General features: G+C 49.1%; 13 protein-coding genes and 1 pseudogene. All 14 read left to right on the forward strand.

All coding sequences use genetic code 11. The features are described from left to right. Positions 1–8: 8 nt before the first annotated feature. Positions 9–980, forward strand: a complete 972-nt coding sequence (gene bioB, locus PH235_RS08025) for a biotin synthase BioB (RefSeq protein ID WP_272161840.1) — start codon at positions 9–11, stop codon at positions 978–980. Next, positions 973–1,665, forward strand: coding sequence for a dethiobiotin synthase (gene bioD, locus PH235_RS08030; RefSeq protein ID WP_272161841.1), 693 nt, complete (start codon positions 973–975; stop codon positions 1,663–1,665). Before bioB ends, bioD begins: the two co-directional genes overlap by 8 nt. Continuing rightward, on the forward strand, positions 1,658–3,019 hold the full coding sequence (gene bioA / locus PH235_RS08035) for an adenosylmethionine--8-amino-7-oxononanoate transaminase (protein ID WP_272161842.1): 1,362 nt from the start codon (positions 1,658–1,660) through the stop codon (positions 3,017–3,019). Before bioD ends, bioA begins: the two co-directional genes overlap by 8 nt. Positions 3,020–3,211: 192 nt before the next feature. Beyond that, entirely contained in the window at positions 3,212–4,030 is an 819-nt protein-coding gene (locus PH235_RS08040; protein WP_272161843.1) for a carbonic anhydrase, read from the forward strand. A 174-nt stretch (positions 4,031–4,204) separates the two neighbouring features. Next, positions 4,205–5,116, forward strand: coding sequence for an AEC family transporter (locus PH235_RS08045; protein ID WP_272161844.1), 912 nt, complete (start codon positions 4,205–4,207; stop codon positions 5,114–5,116). A gap of 272 nt (positions 5,117–5,388) precedes the next feature. Beyond that, the gene (locus PH235_RS08050) at positions 5,389–6,777 is read left to right on the forward strand and encodes a PTS transporter subunit EIIC (RefSeq protein ID WP_272161845.1); all 1,389 of its coding nucleotides are present in this window, start codon (positions 5,389–5,391) and stop codon (positions 6,775–6,777) included. A 1,493-nt stretch (positions 6,778–8,270) separates the two neighbouring features. Further along, positions 8,271–9,515 (forward strand): L-lactate MFS transporter, encoded by a 1,245-nt coding sequence (locus PH235_RS08055; RefSeq protein ID WP_272161846.1) that lies wholly within the window; start codon positions 8,271–8,273, stop codon positions 9,513–9,515. Between the two features lie 155 nt (positions 9,516–9,670). Beyond that, positions 9,671–11,021, forward strand: a pseudogene (locus PH235_RS08060) (transposase); the annotation flags it as partial. A gap of 355 nt (positions 11,022–11,376) precedes the next feature. Continuing rightward, positions 11,377–12,381 carry an LCP family glycopolymer transferase gene (locus PH235_RS08065; RefSeq protein ID WP_272161847.1) on the forward strand — a complete coding sequence of 335 codons (1,005 nt, stop codon included), beginning with the start codon at positions 11,377–11,379 and terminating at the stop codon, positions 12,379–12,381. Between the two features lie 517 nt (positions 12,382–12,898). Further along, positions 12,899–14,377 carry a sucrose-specific PTS transporter subunit IIBC gene (locus PH235_RS08070; RefSeq protein ID WP_272161848.1) on the forward strand — a complete coding sequence of 493 codons (1,479 nt, stop codon included), beginning with the start codon at positions 12,899–12,901 and terminating at the stop codon, positions 14,375–14,377. 78 nt (positions 14,378–14,455) lie between these two features. Beyond that, the gene (locus tag PH235_RS08075) at positions 14,456–15,946 is read left to right on the forward strand and encodes a glycoside hydrolase family 32 protein (protein ID WP_272161849.1); all 1,491 of its coding nucleotides are present in this window, start codon (positions 14,456–14,458) and stop codon (positions 15,944–15,946) included. Between the two features lie 420 nt (positions 15,947–16,366). Further along, positions 16,367–17,152 (forward strand): MurR/RpiR family transcriptional regulator, encoded by a 786-nt coding sequence (locus PH235_RS08080; RefSeq protein ID WP_272161850.1) that lies wholly within the window; start codon positions 16,367–16,369, stop codon positions 17,150–17,152. Between the two features lie 150 nt (positions 17,153–17,302). Then, positions 17,303–18,892, forward strand: a complete 1,590-nt coding sequence (locus PH235_RS08085; RefSeq protein WP_272161851.1) for a PTS transporter subunit EIIC — start codon at positions 17,303–17,305, stop codon at positions 18,890–18,892. Positions 18,893–18,923: 31 nt separating this feature from the next. Then, the gene (locus tag PH235_RS08090; protein ID WP_272161852.1) at positions 18,924–20,249 is read left to right on the forward strand and encodes a 6-phospho-alpha-glucosidase; all 1,326 of its coding nucleotides are present in this window, start codon (positions 18,924–18,926) and stop codon (positions 20,247–20,249) included. The last annotated feature ends 415 nt before the right edge of the window (positions 20,250–20,664 follow it).

Here is a 20,664-nt window from a genome sequence, read left to right on the forward strand (position 1 = left end):
CTACGAAAATGACGACAATGGGAGCAATCAAAAACAAACTGTATGCCGGTGGACGCCTCACAAAAGCGGAAGCACTGGAATTAATAGAAGTGCCGCTCGAAGAACTGTGCGCTGCCGCCAACGAGGTGCGCGCGCATTTCTGCGGAAATGTGTTCGATGTCTGCACGATCATCAACGGCAAGAGCGGCAAATGCTCGGAAAACTGCAAGTTCTGCGCCCAATCCCGCTATTACCGCACGAAAGTGGATGCCTACTCGCTCATCGGATCGGAAACGATCGTCGAACAAGCGAAATACAACGAAGAGCGCGGCGTGCTGCGTTATTCCATCGTGACCTCGGGCAGGGCCTTGTCCCCCAAGGAAGTGGACAGGGTCTGCGAAAGCCTGGAAGCAGTCCAAAAGGAATCCGACATCGCACTCTGCGGCTCGTTCGGGCTCTTGGAGGAACCGGAATTCGCCAAACTGAAGCAGGCCGGATTGACGCGCATCCACAACAACTTGGAAACTTCGCGGCGGAACTTCCCGAATGTCTGCACGACCCATACTTACGACGACAAGATCGCCGCCATCCGCGCCGCGCAAAAGGCCGGCCTGACCGTCTGCAGCGGCGGCATCATCGGCTTGGGCGAAACGATGGAGGACCGCATCGATATGGTCATCGACCTGCGCGAAATGGACATCCGCTCGATACCCGTCAATTTGCTGAATCCCATCCCGGGCACGCCGTTCGAGGGAAACGCAGTCGTCGGCGACGACGAGATGAGCCGCATCATCGCTATTTTCCGGATGCTGGCTCCCGATGCATACATCCGCTTGGCCGGTGGAAGGGGGCTGCTTGCGGATAAAGGCAGGCAGTGCTTCCTTTCCGGCGCCAATGCAGCCATTTCCGGCGATATGCTGACGACGGACGGCATCACGATCGAACAGGATATGCGCATGCTGGGCGAACTCGGTTACGAGGTGGTCCTACGCGATGACTGATGGGAAAGGATTGTTCATCACTGCGACCGGGACGGATGTCGGGAAGACTTATGTTACGGCGCTGATCGTGAAAAAATTGCGCGAGGCCGGTCATTCCGCCGGATACTACAAGGCCGCGCTCAGCGGGATCGCAAAGACTGCGGCAGGTTTCCGAACCGGGGATGCGGGCTACGTCGCGGATGTGGCGGGAATATCCGAGGATGACGCGGTAAATTCCGTCTCCTACGTCTACGAAAAGGCCGTCTCGCCGCACTTGGCCGCGAAGCTGGAGGGCAATCCCGTCAAAATGGCTGTCGTGATGACCGCTTATCAGCAAGCGCTGTCCCGATACGACTACGTGACGATGGAAGGCAGCGGCGGCATCGTCTGCCCGCTCCGCTACGACGACGATGCGCAGCTGTTGCTTGAGGATGTCATCACGGCTTTGGGGCTGGGCGCGCTCGTCGTCGCTGATGCCGGCCTTGGCACAATCAATGCGACAGTGCTCACGGTCGACTACATGAAAAGGCGCGGCATCCCGGTGAAGGGGATCATCCTGAACCGTTACGACGCGGCCAATGCGATGATGCGCGACAACAAGAAGATGGTCGAGATCCTCACCCGCGTGCCCGTCATCGCCTGCGTGAAAAAGGATGAAGCGGCCATCGCCATCGATGCGGCGACGCTGGCGGGATTGTATGGATAGGGGCGGTCGGATGGATCTAGTCGAAAAGGACCTGAAATACATCTGGCACCCTTGCTCGCAGATGAAGGATTATGAGGAACTCAAGCCGATCATCATCGACCGGGGCGAAGGCGTGTTTCTTTACGACAAGGAAGGGAAAACGTACCTTGACATCGTCAGCTCGTGGTGGTGCAACCTGCTGGGGCACTGCAATCCAACGATCAACGAAGCGCTCATCAACCAGATCGGCCGGCTGGAGCATGTGATTTTCGCGAACTTTTCGCATGAGCCGGCGATCGCTTTGTGCGAGCAGCTGATGGAGATCATCCCGGCCGGACTCTCGAAGTTCAATTTTTCCGACAACGGATCGGCGACCGTAGAATGCGCGCTGAAGATGAGTTTCCAGTACCAATACCAGACCGGCCACAAGGAGAAGACGAAATTCATGTGCCTGACGGAAGGATACCACGGCGAAACCTTGGGCGCGCTGGCGGTCGGGAGCATGGATCTGTACGCCAAAATGTACCAGCCGATGCTGATGGACACAAACCAGATCGAGGCGCCGGATTGTTATCGTTGCCCATTCCAGAAAAATCGGGACAGCTGCAATTGCGAATGTTTCGTCTATGCCGATAAAGCCTTTGCGGAACACGGTGACGAAACCTGCGCCATGATCGTCGAGCCTTTGGTGCAAGGCAGCGCGGGCATGCGCATCTATCCACCGCTCTACCTGAAGAAACTGCGCGCACTCTGCGACCTTTACGGCGTCCTGCTGATCGCCGACGAAATCGCGACCGGTTTCGGACGGACCGGCAAAATGTTCGCCTTCGACCATGCCGGCGTCAGCCCCGACATCATGTGCGTCTCGAAAGGGCTCACAGGCGGCTACTTACCTATGGCAATCACGATCACGACAGACAAAATCTACGACGCCTTCTATGCCGAATACAGCGAAGGCAAGGCCTTTATGCACAGCCATACCTACAGCGGCAATCCGCTGGGCTGCTCCGCGGCGCTGGCGGTCCAGAAGGTACTCCGCGAGGAACGGATCCTGGAAAAAGCCGCGATCCGCGCCGAACATCTGACCAAGCGTCTGAACGAAACGCTGCTGGACCACCCCAACGTGGGCGAGATCCGCCATATCGGCCTGATACATGCCATCGAGCTGGTGACCGACAAGCAGGCGAAGACCGGTTTTGATGCGGACCTGCGGATCGGTTATCAGATCTACAAAAAGGCTTTGGAGAAAGGTCTGATCCTGCGCCCGCTCGGCAATGTGCTCTATTTCAATCCGCCTTTGACGATTATAGAAGCCGAACTGGATGAAGCAGTCGGCATCTGCACCGAGGCCATCGCGGAAATCCTCGGCAGCTAGCTGTTGACGGCATCCGGAACCGCACATGGGACGGGATAGCCCCGCCAGTCCTCTCAGCGCAATATCCTGTTGAATTCAGGGAACGAAAGGGATTTTCTGTTGATTTATTGTTTTTCGCGATTGAATCAATAATTTAATTGCGGATTATTATATAATAAGTAGATACTGCGTTAGAGGAGGAAGATCGGGAAAATGAATGATGTAAAAGGATTAAAAAAATATTTGGCGGTTCTGGGGGCGTTCGCCTTATTGGGATTGAGCGGCTGCGGCCAAGAAGAAACGACGGAAACGGACAGCAGCGTGCAGGCGACGACGGAACAGACTTCCGAAGCGGTAGTTGAAGAAACAACCGAAGCGGCTACTGAGGAACATTTGGATTACGAGAATCAGGATGAATGGGACTTCGAATACGGCGAGATGCAATCCCCGATCAATATCGAAACGAGTGCAACCGAAGCGATGACCACAGACGGCTCGTTGACACTGGACTATGCGGAAGAGATCATCGATGTGGTCGACAACGGGCACAGCATCGAAATCGAGGACGGCGGCCAGGCGACGATTGCCGGACGCAGTTTTGAACTGGCGCAATTCCATCTGCATTCCCCGAGCGAGCATACAGTGGATGGCGAAAGTTTCCCGATCGAACTGCATTTTGTCCACAAAGCACAGGACGGACGTTTGGCAGTCATCGCGGTTTTCTTTAAAGAAGGAACCGAGAATGCTGCCTTTCAAGCGATTCTGGATGATGTGAAGGCGAATGAAGAAGCTACTGTTGCGAGCGGACTTAGCCTGAACGTTGCCGAACTGCTTCCGGCCAACAAAAGCTACTACCATTACCTAGGCTCCTTGACGACACCGCCGCTGACCGAAAATGTCGAGTGGTATGTGATGGCGAACCCTGTGGAAGTCTCTGCGGAACAGATTGCGGCCTTCAACGAATATTATCAAGGCAACAACCGAGAGGTCCAACCATTGGGCGAGCGTTCCGTTTTGAAATACGAAGAATAGAAAGACTCTCAAAGTTCCGCCAAGCCCATTCCAGTGGGGAAGGCGGAACTTTTTTGAATGCTCTGATCGAGGATGCAAAAGAATCCGTAACGCGATTACGAAATACAGAAAAATCGGATGAAACGGCATTTTTTTTGTTATAATTGAAGGAAAAACGCGAGCAGGGGGAACGTAATGGGTGAAATAGCAGCAAAAGCCGCATCATTGATTTTGATCATCGTGATCGGCTACGTCATCAAACGAATCGGATGGGTCAAAGCAGAGGATTTTCCGAAATTTTCGAAAATCGTTTTGCGGATCACGTTGCCCTGCGCACTGATCACCAGTTTCAACACGTTCGACATCACCTACAACCTGCTGTTTTTGACGGCAATCGGCATCATCACGAACCTGATCCAACAAATCACCGGCTATCTGGTGAACCAGCGGAAAGGCGGCAAAGCACAAGCTTTCGGCATCATCAACATCGGCAGCTACAATGTCGGGGCCTTTGCGATGCCATATATCGCCGGATTGATGGGCCCGCAGTCGATCATTTTCGCATCCCTTTTCGATGTCGGCAATTCCTTCGGCGCAGCTGGAATCGGTTATGGCTGGTCCCGTTCGGTGGCGGACGAGAAACAAAAAACGACCTTAGGCGGCTTCCTCAAGCTCATGTTCCTTTCGCCGCTGTTCGATACATACTTGATTCTTTTGTTGATGCGCCTCTTCGGATTGCAATTGCCGGATGCAGTCATTACCTTTACGTCCACTGTGGGCGGCGCCAATACATTCCTGGCGATGCTGATGATTGGGATCGGTTTGGAATTGGGCTTGGACGCGCACCGCTTCAAGCTGGCCTTCAAATACTTGGCCATCCGCTACGGATTTTCGCTGATCTTTTCCATCCTGACCGTGCTCTTCCTGCCGGTTTCAATGGTCGTGAAGACAATCCTCTGCATGCTGTTCTTTTCGCCGATCGCATCCATGGCGACCGGATTCACCGATGAAGCGGGCGGGGACGTCGAAACCTCCGCCTTCATGAATTCCGTCTCCATCCTGATCGGGATCTTCGCGATGCCGTTTGTGCTGGCGGTTATGGGATAACTAAATACAGAATCTTTGCCTTCATTTTAACGCTTTTGCCAAGGAAAGGCCGTCGCCAGCCGGTTCATAATAAACACAAAATATTTTTTTAGAAAACGCTTGACTTTAAATATGAAAGGGTTTACTATTTGTATCAAGAGGAACCGGTTTCACTGAAGAAAAATTGCGCCTCTCGTTTTTGAACCGGAAAGGAACCGGTTCCGCAATAGATTGAAACACAGCTTGTATTGCACTTATTCTTAGGCACAACAGAACAAAAGGAGGAATCATTAATGAAAAATGAACAAACCATCAAAGACATTCTTGACGCTGTGGGAGGCCAAGATAATGTCAAAAATTTTGAACACTGTGCTACCAGACTTCGAATTATCTTAAGAGATAACAGCAAGGTGAACAAGGAAAAGGCGGAAAATGTCACTGGAAGCAAAGGTTACTTCTTTAATACAGGACAACACCAGTTTATTTTCGGAACTGGAAAGGTAAATGAAGTCTATGCTGAATTTAAGCAATATACAAAGATGGATGAGTCAGCGGATACAGCGTTTAAAGAAGATGTTTACTCCAACATGACTCCCGTTCAAAGAGTCGTTCGAACTTTGGCGGATATTCTGATTCCTCTAATTCCTGCACTGGTCACAACGGGACTATTAATGGGTCTAAGAGGACTTCTTGTGGAACTGGGTGTAGAATTTAGCCCACTTATGTTGAGCATGTTCCAGATGCTGACAGATACCGCATTTGCTTTCCTACCAGTACTTATTGCTTATAGTGCCACTCGTAAATTTGGTGGAAATCCCATTATCGGTATCGTAGTCGGCCTTATGATGGTATCTCCTAATTTGCCTAATGCTTGGGCTGTAGCAGGTGGAAGCGCTGAAGCACTCAACGTTTCTTTCTTGGGACTGAATATTCCTATTGTAGGTTATCAAGGGTCCATCATCCCCGCTATCGTAGCAGGGTATCTGATATCAAGAATTGAGAAGGAGCTACGAAAAGTTGTTCCTCAGATCATCGACCTGCTTGTAACGCCGTTTGTAACATTAACAGTAACCATTTTTCTAATGCTCTTTATCTTAGGTCCTATCACGCATACATTCGAGATTGCAGTCAGTGACTTTATCGTTATGCTGGTTAATGCACCTTTTGGTATTGGATATATCATATTTGGCGCACTTCAACAACTCTTGGTTATTACAGGACTTCATCATTCTTTGTCAATCATTGAGCTTCAGCTACTTGCCGATACAGGTGAAAATGTGCTGAATCCACTTATTACAGCCAGTATGGCCGGACAATTAGGGGCAGCGATCAGTGCAGCGTTACTAATGAATGTTAAACTAAAGAGAACTAACGCTATTTCTTCTTCCACATCTACCTTATTTGGAATTACAGAACCTCTTCTCTTCGGTGTCAATCTGAGAAGTTTGAGAATACTGGTTTCCGGCATGTTGGGAGGAGCTGTGGGTGGTCTGCTTACTTATATCTTTAGCCTATCCGCTACAGGTATGGGAATCACCTTTATTCCTGGACTGTTGCTGTACACCAGTAGTTTCGCATCTATGGTCCAGTACCTAGTTGTCATTGCAGGAGCATTTGTGACAGGGTTCATTGCTGTGAAAGTACAGTCGAATAAAATTTCAGAGCAGCTTAATTTAGATTAATTAATTGAATAAAGAAAGAGGGGAGTGCCTCAGAACCAGAAAATCCTTTTCTGGTTCTGAGGCACCCCCTTTTCTATGTTTATCGTTTTCCGCCAGAATACTCCCGCCTCAAGGAATGAAAAGGGCGTAGCCCAAGTAGTAGGCGGGAGATGAATGGCGTCAGCCTAAATTGTTGAACAACCCGAACATACGTACTATAATATGCGTGTAGGTTGTTCTTTGAAAACTGAAGATAGGGGGTTCTGGCAGGAAATTCGTCTGCCAGGTAAAATCTTCAACGTTCAGACATCCCGCACGTTTCCATCTAGCGAAAACCAAGCACATGGGAACGTGCGGCGAGTCCAACGTACAAACCAGCAAAACTTTCACCGTTGGGACGACGGGCAGAGCCTGCTCAATAACGGGTGGATACACCGGTGTTCGCAGGAATCTCACACTTCAAATTTCGATAGAAATTAAGTGGTGAGTAGTTCAAGGGCAGACATACCCCGCCAAACCGCAAACAAGAGGCTGCCTCCTATTGAGCAATGTCATTAACTTAAGCAACTAGACAACTGTAAAAAGCGAGAATGCAAAATGCACCCTCGCTTTTTTTGACTGCGGGGCCGAGATTGTCGAATGTTTCTCGACATCCGACAATCTCGGCCCGACGTGGAAGCAAATTGTCGCATGTTCCTCAGCTATTCGACAATTTCGGTCCACTGTGCTGAGTGGTTGGCTTTCCTGGGTATTTTTTCGATTGTCAGAAAAGAAAGAGACAGTGGACATGAGAGAATTTATCTCCCATTTCCACTGTCTCTTATTTGTCGATACCCTTAAGTTAATGACATTGTCCTATTGAGACACCCCCTTCTAACGTGCGCCCGGCACGGGTGATAACTTGGTGGTGAAAGTCCACTACAGGCTTTGAAGTAGGGACTGTTAGCGAATGACAACCCAAAGCTAGTCGTCAACAAGGATAAAAGCGAAGTGGGATCACCTACCCGTTTAAATTTCTTGGGTTGTCTGATAACTACTGTGAATGGGGGCTGTCGCTACAGACGTACCAATGGGCTTAATTTCATTAAGACATCTGGCGGAGTCTGGATGCTGAACTGTACGCACTATGGTGTTAGAGGACAGTAGATGGACCGAGTTTTCCTCCGATGAGCGTAGGCTACGCCGGAGTTCGGCCCGCATTATGCGTGCTGTCCTCTGATGAGACCGTGCCCGTCGGAGGAGGAGCCCAGAAGTTGCCTTCGTCCTCCGACGAGCGCTCCCTCGCCGGAGCAGGGCGCCCGCGCAAGCAACCTAGCTCCGGCCGGCCACCAAAGCACATATAGCATCAGTCTATAACTGAATATACCAATTAAGTGTTACCCTATACCCCGATTCCGTGGCATACTGGAACAACCTTCAAATGTGAAAGGCATAAGCAAATATTGGGATAGCGGCGCTGCTTTTGCGCCAATCTCTTTAAAAAATAGAAAAAATCGGATAAGGGGGAACAATTAATGAAGAAAGAAACAAATCGTTGGGTGGTGCTGATCAGCTCGATGGGGATTTTGTTGTGCACCGGTATCGTCTATACGTTCAGCGTTTTCGCAGGACCGTTGGCGGAGTTGCGGGGATGGACGGTGCCGGACATCATGATGGCGTTCGCGATCAATTCCGCAGTGGGGCCGATCCCGATGATCTTCGGCGGATATTTTACCGACCGCGGCTGGGCGAAATGGATCGCCCGCATCGGCGTCGTCCTATTCGGGATCAGCTTCGCGTTCACCGGTCAAGCGACGAGCATCTTCCAGTTGTACCTGATCTACGGCATCTTCGGCGGATTTGCGCAGAACTTTGCTTATTCTGCTTGCCTCAGCAACACGATCCGCTTTTTCCCGGATAAAAAAGGCTTGGCTTCCGGTCTGATTACGGGTGGTATGGGCGGAGCAGCGATCATCGCGGCTCCGATCGCGAACACGCTGATCGAGCGCTACGGCGTGAGCCAAGCTTTCTGGCGCATGGGCTTAGCGTATGCGCTAGTCGGTTTCTGTTTCAGTCTGTTCATTCGCTCTGCACCTAAGCAGATTGTTCCGCTAGCGGATACAGCCTCCGAAAAGACTTCGGCTCCAGCAAAAGCCATCACCGCAAACAAAAACTGGAAGGAAATGTTGGCAACCCCAGCCTTCTACCTGTTGATACTGATGTTCGCGATGGGCGCTTTTTCCGGCTTGATGATCGCCTCGAATGCATCGCTGATCGGGCAATCCATGTTCGGGTTGTCGGCATCGGCCGCAGCGGCTTACGTCAGTCTGTATTCCTTGAGCAACACCTCCGGCCGGGTATTCTGGGGCGCGGTTTCCGATCGCATCGGTCAGATCCGGGCGGTCATCATCATCTACAGTGCCATCATTTTTGCTTTTGTCCTGCTCGTCAGCGTCAACCAAGTGTGGGCATTTGCTGTCGGTGTCGTCACTCTGGGTCTCTGCTTCGGCGGCGTCATGGGCGTCTTCCCAGGATTGGTCATGGATAACTTCGGCCCAGCAAATCAGGGCGTCAATTACGGTATCGTCTTTATCGGCTTTTCGAGCGCCGCCTTTGTCGCGCCGAAAGTGACGGCGTCATTAGCAGCGGCCAATAATGGCGACTTCACGAAAGCCTTTTATGTAGCAATCGGTGTTGTTCTGATTGGGTTAGGCTTGAGTCTGGTCTATTCGAAACGAAAAACTACCATTGCGAAAGCTGCTGTGGAGATGGTGCAGTAGCAGGTACGGCGTATAAGCTAATGAAAAATGAAGAGGCTGGGACAAAACCCCAACTGAATAGAAAAAATAGACGCGAGTTTACCTAAGTTGGGTAAGTTCGCGTCTATTTTTTTTATCCTCCTACGGAGGTTTTTGGTAAACAAAAAGGTATCCTTATGTTTAAACATTATATTATGAATCAAGTTATTTTGCCTATCTATTTAGCGGTAAAATTACCAAAAAAAGATATCGCTTTCGTCCGTCAGACGGGTTGCCCCGCCTACCATCCGCGAATGATGATGAAGATCATCCTGTGTGCCTACACAATCAGCGTTTTCCGGGAGAAAAATTGAAGGATTGCTTCGGGACAGCGTAAGGATGATGTGGCTCGCGCAAGGTTATGAGCCCACGTATCGTACCATCAATCGTTTCCGGGTGAACCCTGCGGTTCAAGAACTGTTGCGTCAATGCTTCGTGCAGTTCCGATGCCAATTGGTGCAGGAAGGCTTAATTGAGGATGAGGCTATCTTCATAGACGGCACAAAGATTGAGGCCAACGCCAATCGATTCACGTTTGTTTGGCACAAGTCGATTGAAAAGTACAGTGCTGCCCTCATCGAGAAATCCAACCAAATGTATGATGGGCTTCTCGAGAAAGAGATTACCCCAGGGATTGAGCGAGAAAGTCTGGAAGAACTTTCGGACGCAGTCAGTGAAAGAAAGCAACTTCGATCCCAACGAAAATTCCCGAAGAAGTATCACAAACTGTTTTTGGATATGGCAAAGCGGAAGTAAAAATATCAGCGTGATATGACAATTTTCGAAAAAAGAAACAGCTACTCCAAGACGGATCAAGATGCCACATTCATGAGGATGAAAGATAATTACATGAAAAACTGCCAGTTAAAGCCTGGTTACAATGTACAGATAGCGACCGAAGGTCAATATGCATTGGCTTACGATATTTACCCAAACCTAACGGATACACGCACCTTGATACCATTCTTGGACAACCGAGAATCGACTCCCCTCGTCACTTACAACACCTATCGCAAGGAAAAACAGAAGAAATATCGGAATAATCCTTTCAACTCCTCCAATTGGGAGTATGATGAGAAAGAGGATGCTTTCACGTGCCCCAATGGGCAGAAGCTTCCCTTCCGTTATATATCCAATCGGAAAGATTCCTATGGCTTCACTCGAACTTTCAAATTCTATGAGTGCGCGGACTGTTCGGATTGACCCTTGCGAGAACAATGCACCAAGGCAAAAGAACGAAACAATCGGACTATCCGGTACAACGAGAAATGGGAACAACAGAAAAAAATAATCAAAGGTTTGCTTTCGGATGAGAAGACTGGCGCGATTTACGGTAAACGGAATATCGGTGTAGAACGAGCGTTCGGGTTCCTGGATGCTAATTTGTGCTTCCCTCGATTCTCTGTAAGAGGAAAAGAGAAAGTGCGCAATGACTTAGGATTTGCGCTTATGGCAGTGAACTTGAGGAAGTACACTGCCCGTGAAGCCCTCCTTGGGAGGGAAGCTGCACCAAAATCCTCAAAAAAGGTTCCAATTACCAGTCTGTGGTGGTTGGAACCTTTTTTTGATTCTTTTAAGCTAGTTATGTCCCAGCCTCTTTTTATGTTAACATTGGATGAAGGATGTTTTTTTTGGAACTTCCAACAAGATTGGTGAGTTGCCTGAAATTTCGTATTCAGCGTACCTTATTTCTGGGGAAGAATTGCTTGCAACAACTTCTAACGGTAACTGTTACCCAAATATTGCAAAACGACTTTACTATCCGGCCCAAGTAATCTAAAATATAGGAAACACCAACAATTATATTATAGTTGGCTTTCACAAAAAAAGAGGAGAAAAAATAATGCGATCAAATAATCGAAAAAAGAATGGGTTGAAAATATTTGTCGGTATCCTTGCAATTCTTGTGGTCGGTATACTCGGGTATGTCTATTCAATCTATGTTAGCGTGAAAAATACGATGGACACGGCCTATACACCAGTCGAGGTCGAGACGTTCCGAACGACGAATACCGGGACAGTATATGATTCCTCGGCAGGTACTGACGGAGAAAGCAGAGCCGATACTGGAGCGTTGACGCCTTCGGAACTATTGGAAGCAGGCGAGCCCGTTTCCATCCTTTTATTGGGCGTTGACACCGGCGACCTAGGTCGTACTGAACAAGGACGTTCCGATTCAATGGTGGTCGTCACAATCAATCCGCATACCCAAAAGACCACACTATTGAGCATTCCGCGTGATACTTACACCGAAATTGTCGGCTACGGTACTTCGGACAAAATCAACCACGCTTATGCATTCGGCGGCACCGCGATGTCGATCAATACCGTCCAGCAGATGCTGGACATCCCTATTGATTTCTACGCGATGGTCAATATGGCCGGTATCCAGGAAATCGTTGATGCGGTCGGCGGCATCAATGTTGAGAGCCCGCTTGCGTTCACCCAGAGTGGTTATGATTTCGTCAAAGGTACGAATCAACTGGATGGTGAGGCATCGTTGGCATTCGCACGCATGCGCTACGAAGACCCGGCCGGCGATACCGGTCGCCAAGGAAGACAGCGCTTGGTCATCGAAAGCGTCATCCGCAAGCTTGCGACCCCGGAAACCCTGCTGAACTATCAAACCATTTTGCAATCCCTGTCATCCAACGTGCAGACGAGTTTCCAAATGTCCGATTTCTACACGCTCCAAAACCAGGATTACCTTGGCGCAGTAGACAACATGACACAGCAACAGCTCGGCGGCACCGGTGGCATGCTGAACGAAATCTATTATAACTTCGTTGACGAGACCGAACTGACTCGCGTTCAGAACCTACTGCAAGCTGAACTCGAACTTGAATAAACCTCACTAGGCACCACTTGAGGAGGTTCTAGTATTTAAAAGGGTTACTGCCTCGCTGTATAATCCAGTTGCGGCAGACTAAGCAGTAACACAAAAAGATAACAAGAGCAGCCTGCCAACATCCGATGCGATGTTGGTGGGCTGCTCTTGTATTTTGGGCGGCCGGCAAAAATGGAGGCTGACGAACAGTGGGTGAACGCCTCGTCAGTCGGCTGAACGCAATGCGAAAGTTCTGTTCGGTTTACGACAACTACTCCATCTTTTTACTCCATTTAGCAAAGAGAGGCCATCTCAAGCCGATCCATAAAAAATGCAAAATAATTTTTTTAGAAAACGCTTGACTTTATCTTTGAAAGGGTTTACTATTCATATCAAGAGGAACCGGTTTCACCAATACAGAAAACCTGCTCCTTATCATTTTGAACCAGAAAGGAACCGGTTCCGAAACGAAAAGAAACAAAGTTTTTATTGCACTTATTTTTAGGCAGAACAGATCAAAGGAAAGAGGGAGAAAAAAATGGATTACAAAAAGATTGCAGAAGAATTGTTGACGGACATCGGCGGGAAAGACAACGTACAAGCGGCGACGCACTGTGCGACACGACTACGTTTGGTTTTGAGGGATGAAAGCAAAGTCGATCAAGCGGGATTGGACGCACGCGACGAAGTCAAAGGGACTTTCTCCACAGCCGGTCAATACCAGATCATTCTTGGCTCCGGAACAGTCAATGAAGTCTACAAAGAATTCATCAAAATGGCGGACATCGACGCCATGAGCAAAGAAGAAGTCAAAACAGCAGGCTCGCAGAAATTGAATCCGATCCAACAAGGCGTCAAGTTGCTTTCGGATATCTTCGTACCAATCATCCCGGCCATCGTAGCCTGCGGTTTGATGATGGGTTTGAACAACGTATTCACGGCACAAGATTTGTTCGTTGCTGGTAAATCACTTATTGAAGCATTTCCTGCTATCGAAGGTTTTGCAGCGATGATCAACACTTTCTCCAACGCGGCATATGTATTCCTGCCAGTCCTGATCGGTTTCAGCGCAACTCAGAAATTCGGCGGCAACCCTTACTTGGGAGCTGTTTTGGGGATGTTGATGGTCCACCCGGATCTTGTCAATGCCTACAACTATCCGGCAGTTTTGGCTGCAGGAGAAGTGCCTTTCTGGGATATCTTCGGATTCGAAATCGCAAAAGTTGGTTACCAAGGAACTGTCCTGCCGATCTTGTTTGCGGCCTTCATCCTTGCTAAAATCGAAACTTTCCTGCACAAACGCGTGCACACATCATTGGATAACCTGATTACACCGCTTTTTGCTATCATCATTACAGGTTTCCTGACATTCACTTTGGTGGGACCTCTGACGCGCACACTCGGCGACGTGATGACAAACAGCCTTGTATGGTTGTATGACACGACAGGTGCCATCGGCGGAGCCATCATCGGTTTCTTCTACGCTCCACTGGTCGTTACCGGTATGCACCACAGCTTCATCGCAGTCGAAACGCAATTGTTGGCTGATATCGCCAAAACAGGCGGTACGTTCATCTTCCCGATCGCCGCTATGTCAAACGTGGCTCAAGGAGCTGCTGCATTGGCGATGTTCTTCATTATCAAGGAACAAAAAGCGAAAAGCTTGGCTTCCGCTTCTGCGATCTCCGCTTACTTGGGGATCACTGAGCCTGCGATGTTCGGTATCAACCTGAAATACCGCTACCCGTTCTACGCAGCAATGATCGGTTCCGGCGTCAGCAGTGCGTTCATTTCCTTCTTCAAAGTCAAAGCGATCGCATTGGGCGCAGCCGGTCTGCCGGGCGTCATCTCGATCAAACAAGAAGACTTGTGGTTCTACATCATAGGCATGCTGATCGCGACACTCACGACAGTATCCATGACCTACGTCTTCAGCAAACGCGACTGGACAAAAGACGAAGCGAAAAACAGAAATGCGGAACAGGTTCATTCAACTCTGAATAAGGAAACACTGTGACCTAATCGGTCTAATTTCCGAGAGGCAGGCTTGGACTGCTAGACATACGACGAATTTGACACGGAAAGGAATAAAACGATGAAAGAATGGACGCGCGAGGAGCGCTATAAAAAACTCTCGGATTATTCCGACGACTATATGGAAGAATTGGCGAAAAGGGTGGCGCAGTCGCCCTTCCGCCAGCACTATCATATCCAACCGAACACCGGCCTGTTGAACGATCCGAACGGCTTCACCTATTTCGACGGCAAATGGCATCTCTTCTATCAATGGTTTCCGATGGGCGCGGTCCACGGCCTGAAGCATTGGTATCATATGACTTCGACGGATCTTGTAAATTGGAATGAAGAGGGCGTTGCGCTGTTGCCTGACACGGAATACGACAGCCACGGAGTCTATTCCGGCAGCGGCTTCGTCAAGGACGGCCAGCTGCACATCATGTACACAGGCAATGTCCGCACGGAAGAATGGGAAAGGGTGCCGAACCAAATCGTCGCCCGCATGGAAGCGGACGGCAGCTTCACGAAGTTCCTGCCGCCTGCTATCGCCGGCAATCCGGAAGGCTACACCGACCACGTCCGCGATCCGAAAGTCTGGGAACAACACGGCATCTACTATACCGTCATCGGTGCCCAACGCACCGATGAAACCGGAACGATCCTGCTGTACCGTTCCAAGGATGCCTTGGAATGGGAATTGATGGGTGAAATCGACGCCGGCTTGGCGGACTTCGGTTACATGTGGGAATGCCCGGACTTGTTCGAAATCGACGGAAAAACAGTGCTGCTGTTTTCACCGCAGGGAATCGAGCCGGAAGGCGACCGTTACCACAATATTTTCCAGACCGGTTACGTCATCGCCGATGATTTCCGGATGGATGAGTTGAAATTGGAGCATAATGGTTTCCAGGAACTGGATGCCGGCTTCGATTTCTACGCCACCCAAACCGCCGAAAGCCCGGATGGCCGCCGCATCTTGACGGCCTGGATGGGCTTGCCGGATGTCGCGTATCCGACCGACAGCGAAGACTGGGCGCACTGCCTGACGTTGCCGCGCGAGTTGTCCATCAAGGAAGGCAAACTGATCCAGCGACCGGTCCGCGAATTGGTTGCTTTGCGCAAGGAGAAAACTGTTTATGATGCCGGTTTGTTGTCTAGCGAAAAGACGATCGAGCGCAACGGTGGTAACTGCTACGAACTCCAGCTGGATGTAGCTTTCCATGCGTCAGCCGACCACGCGCCGGTGACATTGGATCTCTGCGAGGATGCCGACAACGACAAACGTTTCCGCATCACCTTGGATCCATCTACCAAGAAGATCACGATCGATCGCAGCCGCTGCGGCATCCCGTTCGCCGAAGACTTCGGCACGACTCGCACGCTGACGGTCGAACAGATGGATGCAGTGAAACTGCAGATTTTCGTCGACACCAGCTCAATCGAAATCTTCGTCAACGACGGCGAAGGCACCTTCACTTCCCGCGTGTTCCCGCAAGCGGGAGAAACCGGTCTGTCACTCGCGGCAGGCAGCACAATCGATTACAGCTTCGAACTTTGGGAATTGGCCTGAAGAAGCGGCGAATGATAGTTGAACGCACCACCCTAAGCTCTGTTGGCAGAGTAAGGGTGGTGCATTTTTTTTGCGTTGGGTGCGCGGAGGCGCGGAAGGGTGCGCGCGGAGATGCAGAAAAACCCGCCAACAGCGATTTGGCGGGGAAAAATGCAGGGCGCTCCACTGAATTTCCCCGCCGAGAGCGCGGTGGAAGGTTATCCCGAGGAAATCTGCTCCTGGAAGCCCGCCAAAATCATTTTGGCGGGTTATCTCGACATATTATCCCGCAAAATAACCTGTTGCTGCAATCTTCGGAACCACCGCCCACAGAATGGAGTGCCTCTTATATTTCAACAAATTATTTAAAATCAATATGCATAGACAGGCAGGTTTTCGTTATACTATAGAGGACAAAAAACTTTAGGGGTGGATCCATGCGTGGTAGATATTGCCAAGTTATTTCAGGGTAAGGAATTAAGCGAATCAGATCAACAACTGCTGACCTACATCATCAGCAATATGGATACCGTGTTACAAATGGGTGTCCGCCAGATTGCCAAAGAAAATTACACCTCACCGGCAAGCGTCATCCGCTTGTCCAAAAAGCTAGGCTATACGGGCTTCATCGATCTTTATTATCACTTGTTGCCGCTGGTCAATGCCGAAACCATGCCTGCAGGAACGTCGGAAGATGAATTTTTCCAACTGGATCATGCGCTCGTGCTGCAGCATAATTCAATAGAGGATATGGATGCGTTCATCGGAAAAGTATTGAGTTTGGACGGGAAATTCATTTTCATCTATGCTGCCGGTTTTTCGGCGATTGCAGCAGAGTATCTCTACAAAAAACTGCTGCTCCTCGGGAAACAAGTCATCCTTGCCACCACATTGGATTCCATCGGGGTTTTGGAGAATAATCTGAAGAACATCGGGGCTTTCGTAGCCATTTCCAAATCGGGAGAAACGCAAAGTGTCATCGACAAAGTGCTGAAAGCGAAGAATGCGGGCATTTTTACAGTAGCCTTCACGAAGGAAACGCCCAATCGCCTCGGTGAATGCAGCGATCTGAATTTTAAGGTTACCGATCAACACAAGCTCGATGACCGGAATCTGTTGCCCAATACTTTCTTTCCCTTTACGTTGCTGCTTGTGGAGTATCTATTGAGCCGTTACCTGAAAGAAATCAATGAAGTTGATGAACAGACAGAAGAAAGAAAAGCTTAAAAAGCATGACAACAGAATCAAACAGAATAGTCAGTGAAACGTGTTTCGTCTTTGCGGAACACGTTTTTTAACGTTGTGAAAGCCTTTTATTTCCGATCGGTTCCCGCTACACTGTAGTCATATTAAAGAAATCATATTGGAGGGAAACAAATGAAAGAGAGAGTCATGGACACCATGCAGAAATTTTCCAAAGCGATGTTTATTCCCGTTTTAATTTTGCCGATAGCCGGTATTTTGATCGCGATAGGAAATCTATTTACCAATGCGCGCCTGTTGGAAGTTTTGCCATTTTTGAATAACCCGGTTACAACCGGATTCGGAACGATCCTATCCGGATCACTCGTTTCGATTTTAGTGAACTTGGGCGTCGTCTTCTGTGTCGGGTTGGCCGTTGGATTGGCCAATAAGAAAAAGTCGGAGGCCGGATTCATTGCCTTGCTCGGCTACCTTGTCTTCATAAATGCCATGAACCGCTTCATGGGTCTGCAAGGCATGTTGGTGGAAGGAAATTTACAAGGCACGGGACAGACGATGGTCTTAGGCGTCCAGGTCTTGGATATGGGTGTCTTCTTGGGGATTTTCCTCGGAATCGTCACCGCAATCGTCCATAACCGCTACGCCGACAAAGAATTCAATAATGCTTTCCAAATTTATGGCGGCACCCGTTTTGTTTTTATCGTGTTGATTCCGGTAGTTGTGCTGTTAGCCATCCTGTTCACTTACATCTGGCCATTCTTCCAAGGCGGCATCAGCAGCTTAGGGGTCTTGATCAATCAAAGCGGCAACTTCGGCATTTTCCTGTATGGGACGTTGGAGCGTTTGCTTATCCCGACCGGACTGCACCACTTAGTCTACACACCATTCTTGTACACTGAATTGGGCGGAGTCGCTGAGGTCGCAGGCGAAATTTTTGAGGGTGCGCGCAACATCTACTTCGCTGAAATCGCCAATGCGGACGGCGGCTTGCTTGCGCCGAGCGTCATCTGGGATGCCCGCGGAATTTCGAAAATGTTTGGCCTGATCGGTGCCTGCTTGGCGATGTACCATAAAGCAAGCCCTGAAAACAAAGCAAAAGCTCGCGCCATTTTGATTCCGGCAGCCGTTACTTCCTTTATCGCCGGCGTGACAGAGCCGATCGAGTTCTCTTTTATGTTCGTCGCACCGTTGTTGTTCATCGTCCATGCCGGCTTGAGCGGTTTGAGCATGGTCCTGCTGAATATTTTGAATGTTCGAGCAATCGGCCCGAATGGTTTTATCGATTTCCTGCTGTATAATGTGCCGCTTGGGACAGAACGGACCGCGTGGCCGATGTACATTGTGGTTGGATTGTTCTTCTTTGTAGTCTATTACTTCTTGTTCCGCTTTTTGATCACCAAATTTGACTACAAGACGATCGGTCGCGAGGAATCGGGGCAGGAAACAAAATTGTATTCGAAAAAGGATTATCAAGAGAAAAATGCTCAGCCAGGAGAGCCTGCGAACGATTTGGGCTTGGCGCACACGATTGTGGCTGCGTTGGGCGGCGAAGAAAATATTGAGACCGTCACTAATTGCTACTCTCGCTTGCGACTCACTTTGACCGATCCCGAAAAAGTGAACGAAGGGATCCTGAAGAATGAGACCGGGGCCAGTGGCATCATCAAGAAAGGCCAAAATGTGCAAGTCGTATATGGTTTGCAGGTGAATGCGATCCGGAAATCGGTAGATAATGTATTAAATAGGGGAATTGTTGAAGAATAATCTGAATTCAAAAAGTGAGGATGAATTGTTTATGAAGAAATTTTCTGTAGTCATTGCTGGTGGTGGCAGCACGTTTACGCCAGGAATCGTGATGATGATGTTGGATAATATAGATCGTTTCCCGATGCGTGAATTGGTGCTGTACGACAACGATGGAGACCGTCAGGCAGTATTGGGCGAGGCTCTGGAAATCCTGTTGAAAGAACAGGCACCCGATTTGAAGTTCTCGTACACAACCGATCCAGAAGAAGCGTTCACGGATAAAGACTTCTGCATGGCACATATCCGTGTCGGCAAATACGAAATGCGCGAAAAGGACGAAAAGATTCCATTGCGTCATGGCGTAATCGGCCAGGAAACCTGCGGACCAGGCGGTATTGCTTATGGCATGCGTAGCATCACGGGGATGCTGGAAATCATCGACCACATGGAAACCTATTCGCCGGATTGCTGGATGCTGAATTATTCAAATCCGGCTGCGATTGTGGCAGAAGCTTGCCGCGTCCTGCGTCCGAATTCGAAAGTGCTGAACATCTGTGATATGCCTGTGGGAACATTGCGCAGAATGTCCCAAATCATCGGAAAAGATCCGCAAGACCTGGAAGTCCGTTACTTTGGACTGAACCACTTTGGCTGGTGGACAAGCGTGAAAGACAAGGAAGGGCATGAGTATCTTGATCAGATCCGCGACTATGTGGCAGAGAACGGGTACTTGACCCAGGTTGAAGTCGACACGCAACACATGGATCAGAGTTGGCAGGAAACGCACAAGAAAGCGAAAGATCTGCTTGCAGTCAATCCGCGTTATCTGCCGAATACCTATCTGAAATATTATTTGTACCCGGATTATGAAGTGGCGCATTCCGATCGCAACTATACGCGTGCCAATGAAGTGATGAACGGCCGCGAAAAAGAAGTATTTTCCGCTGCACGCAACATCATCGAGAAGGGAACCGCAGTTGATGGAGGTTTCCATATCGACAGTCATGCCTCCTTCATCGTGGACTTAGCCCGCGCGATTGCGTTCAACACACATGAAAGAATGCTGATGATTGTGGAAAACAACGGCGCAATCGCCAATTTCCCTGATGATGCGATGGTGGAAGTGCCCTGCATCGTGGGGAATGACGGTCCGGAACCACTGGCCCAAGGGAAAATCCCTGCATTTGAACAGGCCTTGATGTTCCAACAAGTGACGGTCGAGAAACTAGTGGTGGAAGCCTATGTCGAACAGAGCTATCAAAAACTATGGCAAGCCTTGACGTTATCGAAAACGATCCCTAGCGCAAAAGTTGCCAAGGACATTCTGGATGACTTGATTGAAGACAACAAAGATTACTGGCCGGAATTGCACTGATCGTAAATGAAGCCTGACGTGCATGCAGTGCGAAAAGCATCACCTGAAAAAATAACTGATTGAAAAAGGATTCCTGCTCATTAAACAGACAGGGATCCTTTTTTACGTGCGCAAACTGGAAGCCATCAGTACGGGTTGTGCTTATATTGAAAGCGTGGAATAGCAACATACTGATTCTTCAAACAACTGTTTTAAAAATATTTCGGATTCTTCACGGTTACCTTTAGGAAGCGTATGTAACCGCATTCTTTTTCGCGAAAAATTCACAAATAATTCATTTTTCATTTGCATATCCACGCCATAACTGGATAATAGTGGTTATAGCTTTGTGATGTAACAAAATTATCTTCAATTTATATTTTCGTAATAAGTGAAAATGTAACACTATATTTGTACATTGCAGAGGCCCATAATC

Origin of the sequence: Trichococcus sp. K1Tr, assembly GCF_028309625.1 — a bacterium.
Taxonomy (GTDB): domain Bacteria; phylum Bacillota; class Bacilli; order Lactobacillales; family Aerococcaceae; genus Trichococcus.

Coding starts and splice junctions, on each gene's coding strand:
- bioB (WP_272161840.1), top strand. CDS start 9: ATGACGACAATGGGAGCAATCAAAAACAAACTGTATGCCGGTGGACGC.
- bioD (WP_272161841.1), top strand. CDS start 973: ATGACTGATGGGAAAGGATTGTTCATCACTGCGACCGGGACGGATGTC.
- bioA (WP_272161842.1), top strand. CDS start 1,658: ATGGATAGGGGCGGTCGGATGGATCTAGTCGAAAAGGACCTGAAATAC.
- PH235_RS08040 (WP_272161843.1), top strand. CDS start 3,212: ATGAATGATGTAAAAGGATTAAAAAAATATTTGGCGGTTCTGGGGGCG.
- PH235_RS08045 (WP_272161844.1), top strand. CDS start 4,205: ATGGGTGAAATAGCAGCAAAAGCCGCATCATTGATTTTGATCATCGTG.
- PH235_RS08050 (WP_272161845.1), top strand. CDS start 5,389: ATGAAAAATGAACAAACCATCAAAGACATTCTTGACGCTGTGGGAGGC.
- PH235_RS08055 (WP_272161846.1), top strand. CDS start 8,271: ATGAAGAAAGAAACAAATCGTTGGGTGGTGCTGATCAGCTCGATGGGG.
- PH235_RS08065 (WP_272161847.1), top strand. CDS start 11,377: ATGCGATCAAATAATCGAAAAAAGAATGGGTTGAAAATATTTGTCGGT.
- PH235_RS08070 (WP_272161848.1), top strand. CDS start 12,899: ATGGATTACAAAAAGATTGCAGAAGAATTGTTGACGGACATCGGCGGG.
- PH235_RS08075 (WP_272161849.1), top strand. CDS start 14,456: ATGAAAGAATGGACGCGCGAGGAGCGCTATAAAAAACTCTCGGATTAT.
- PH235_RS08085 (WP_272161851.1), top strand. CDS start 17,303: ATGAAAGAGAGAGTCATGGACACCATGCAGAAATTTTCCAAAGCGATG.
- PH235_RS08090 (WP_272161852.1), top strand. CDS start 18,924: ATGAAGAAATTTTCTGTAGTCATTGCTGGTGGTGGCAGCACGTTTACG.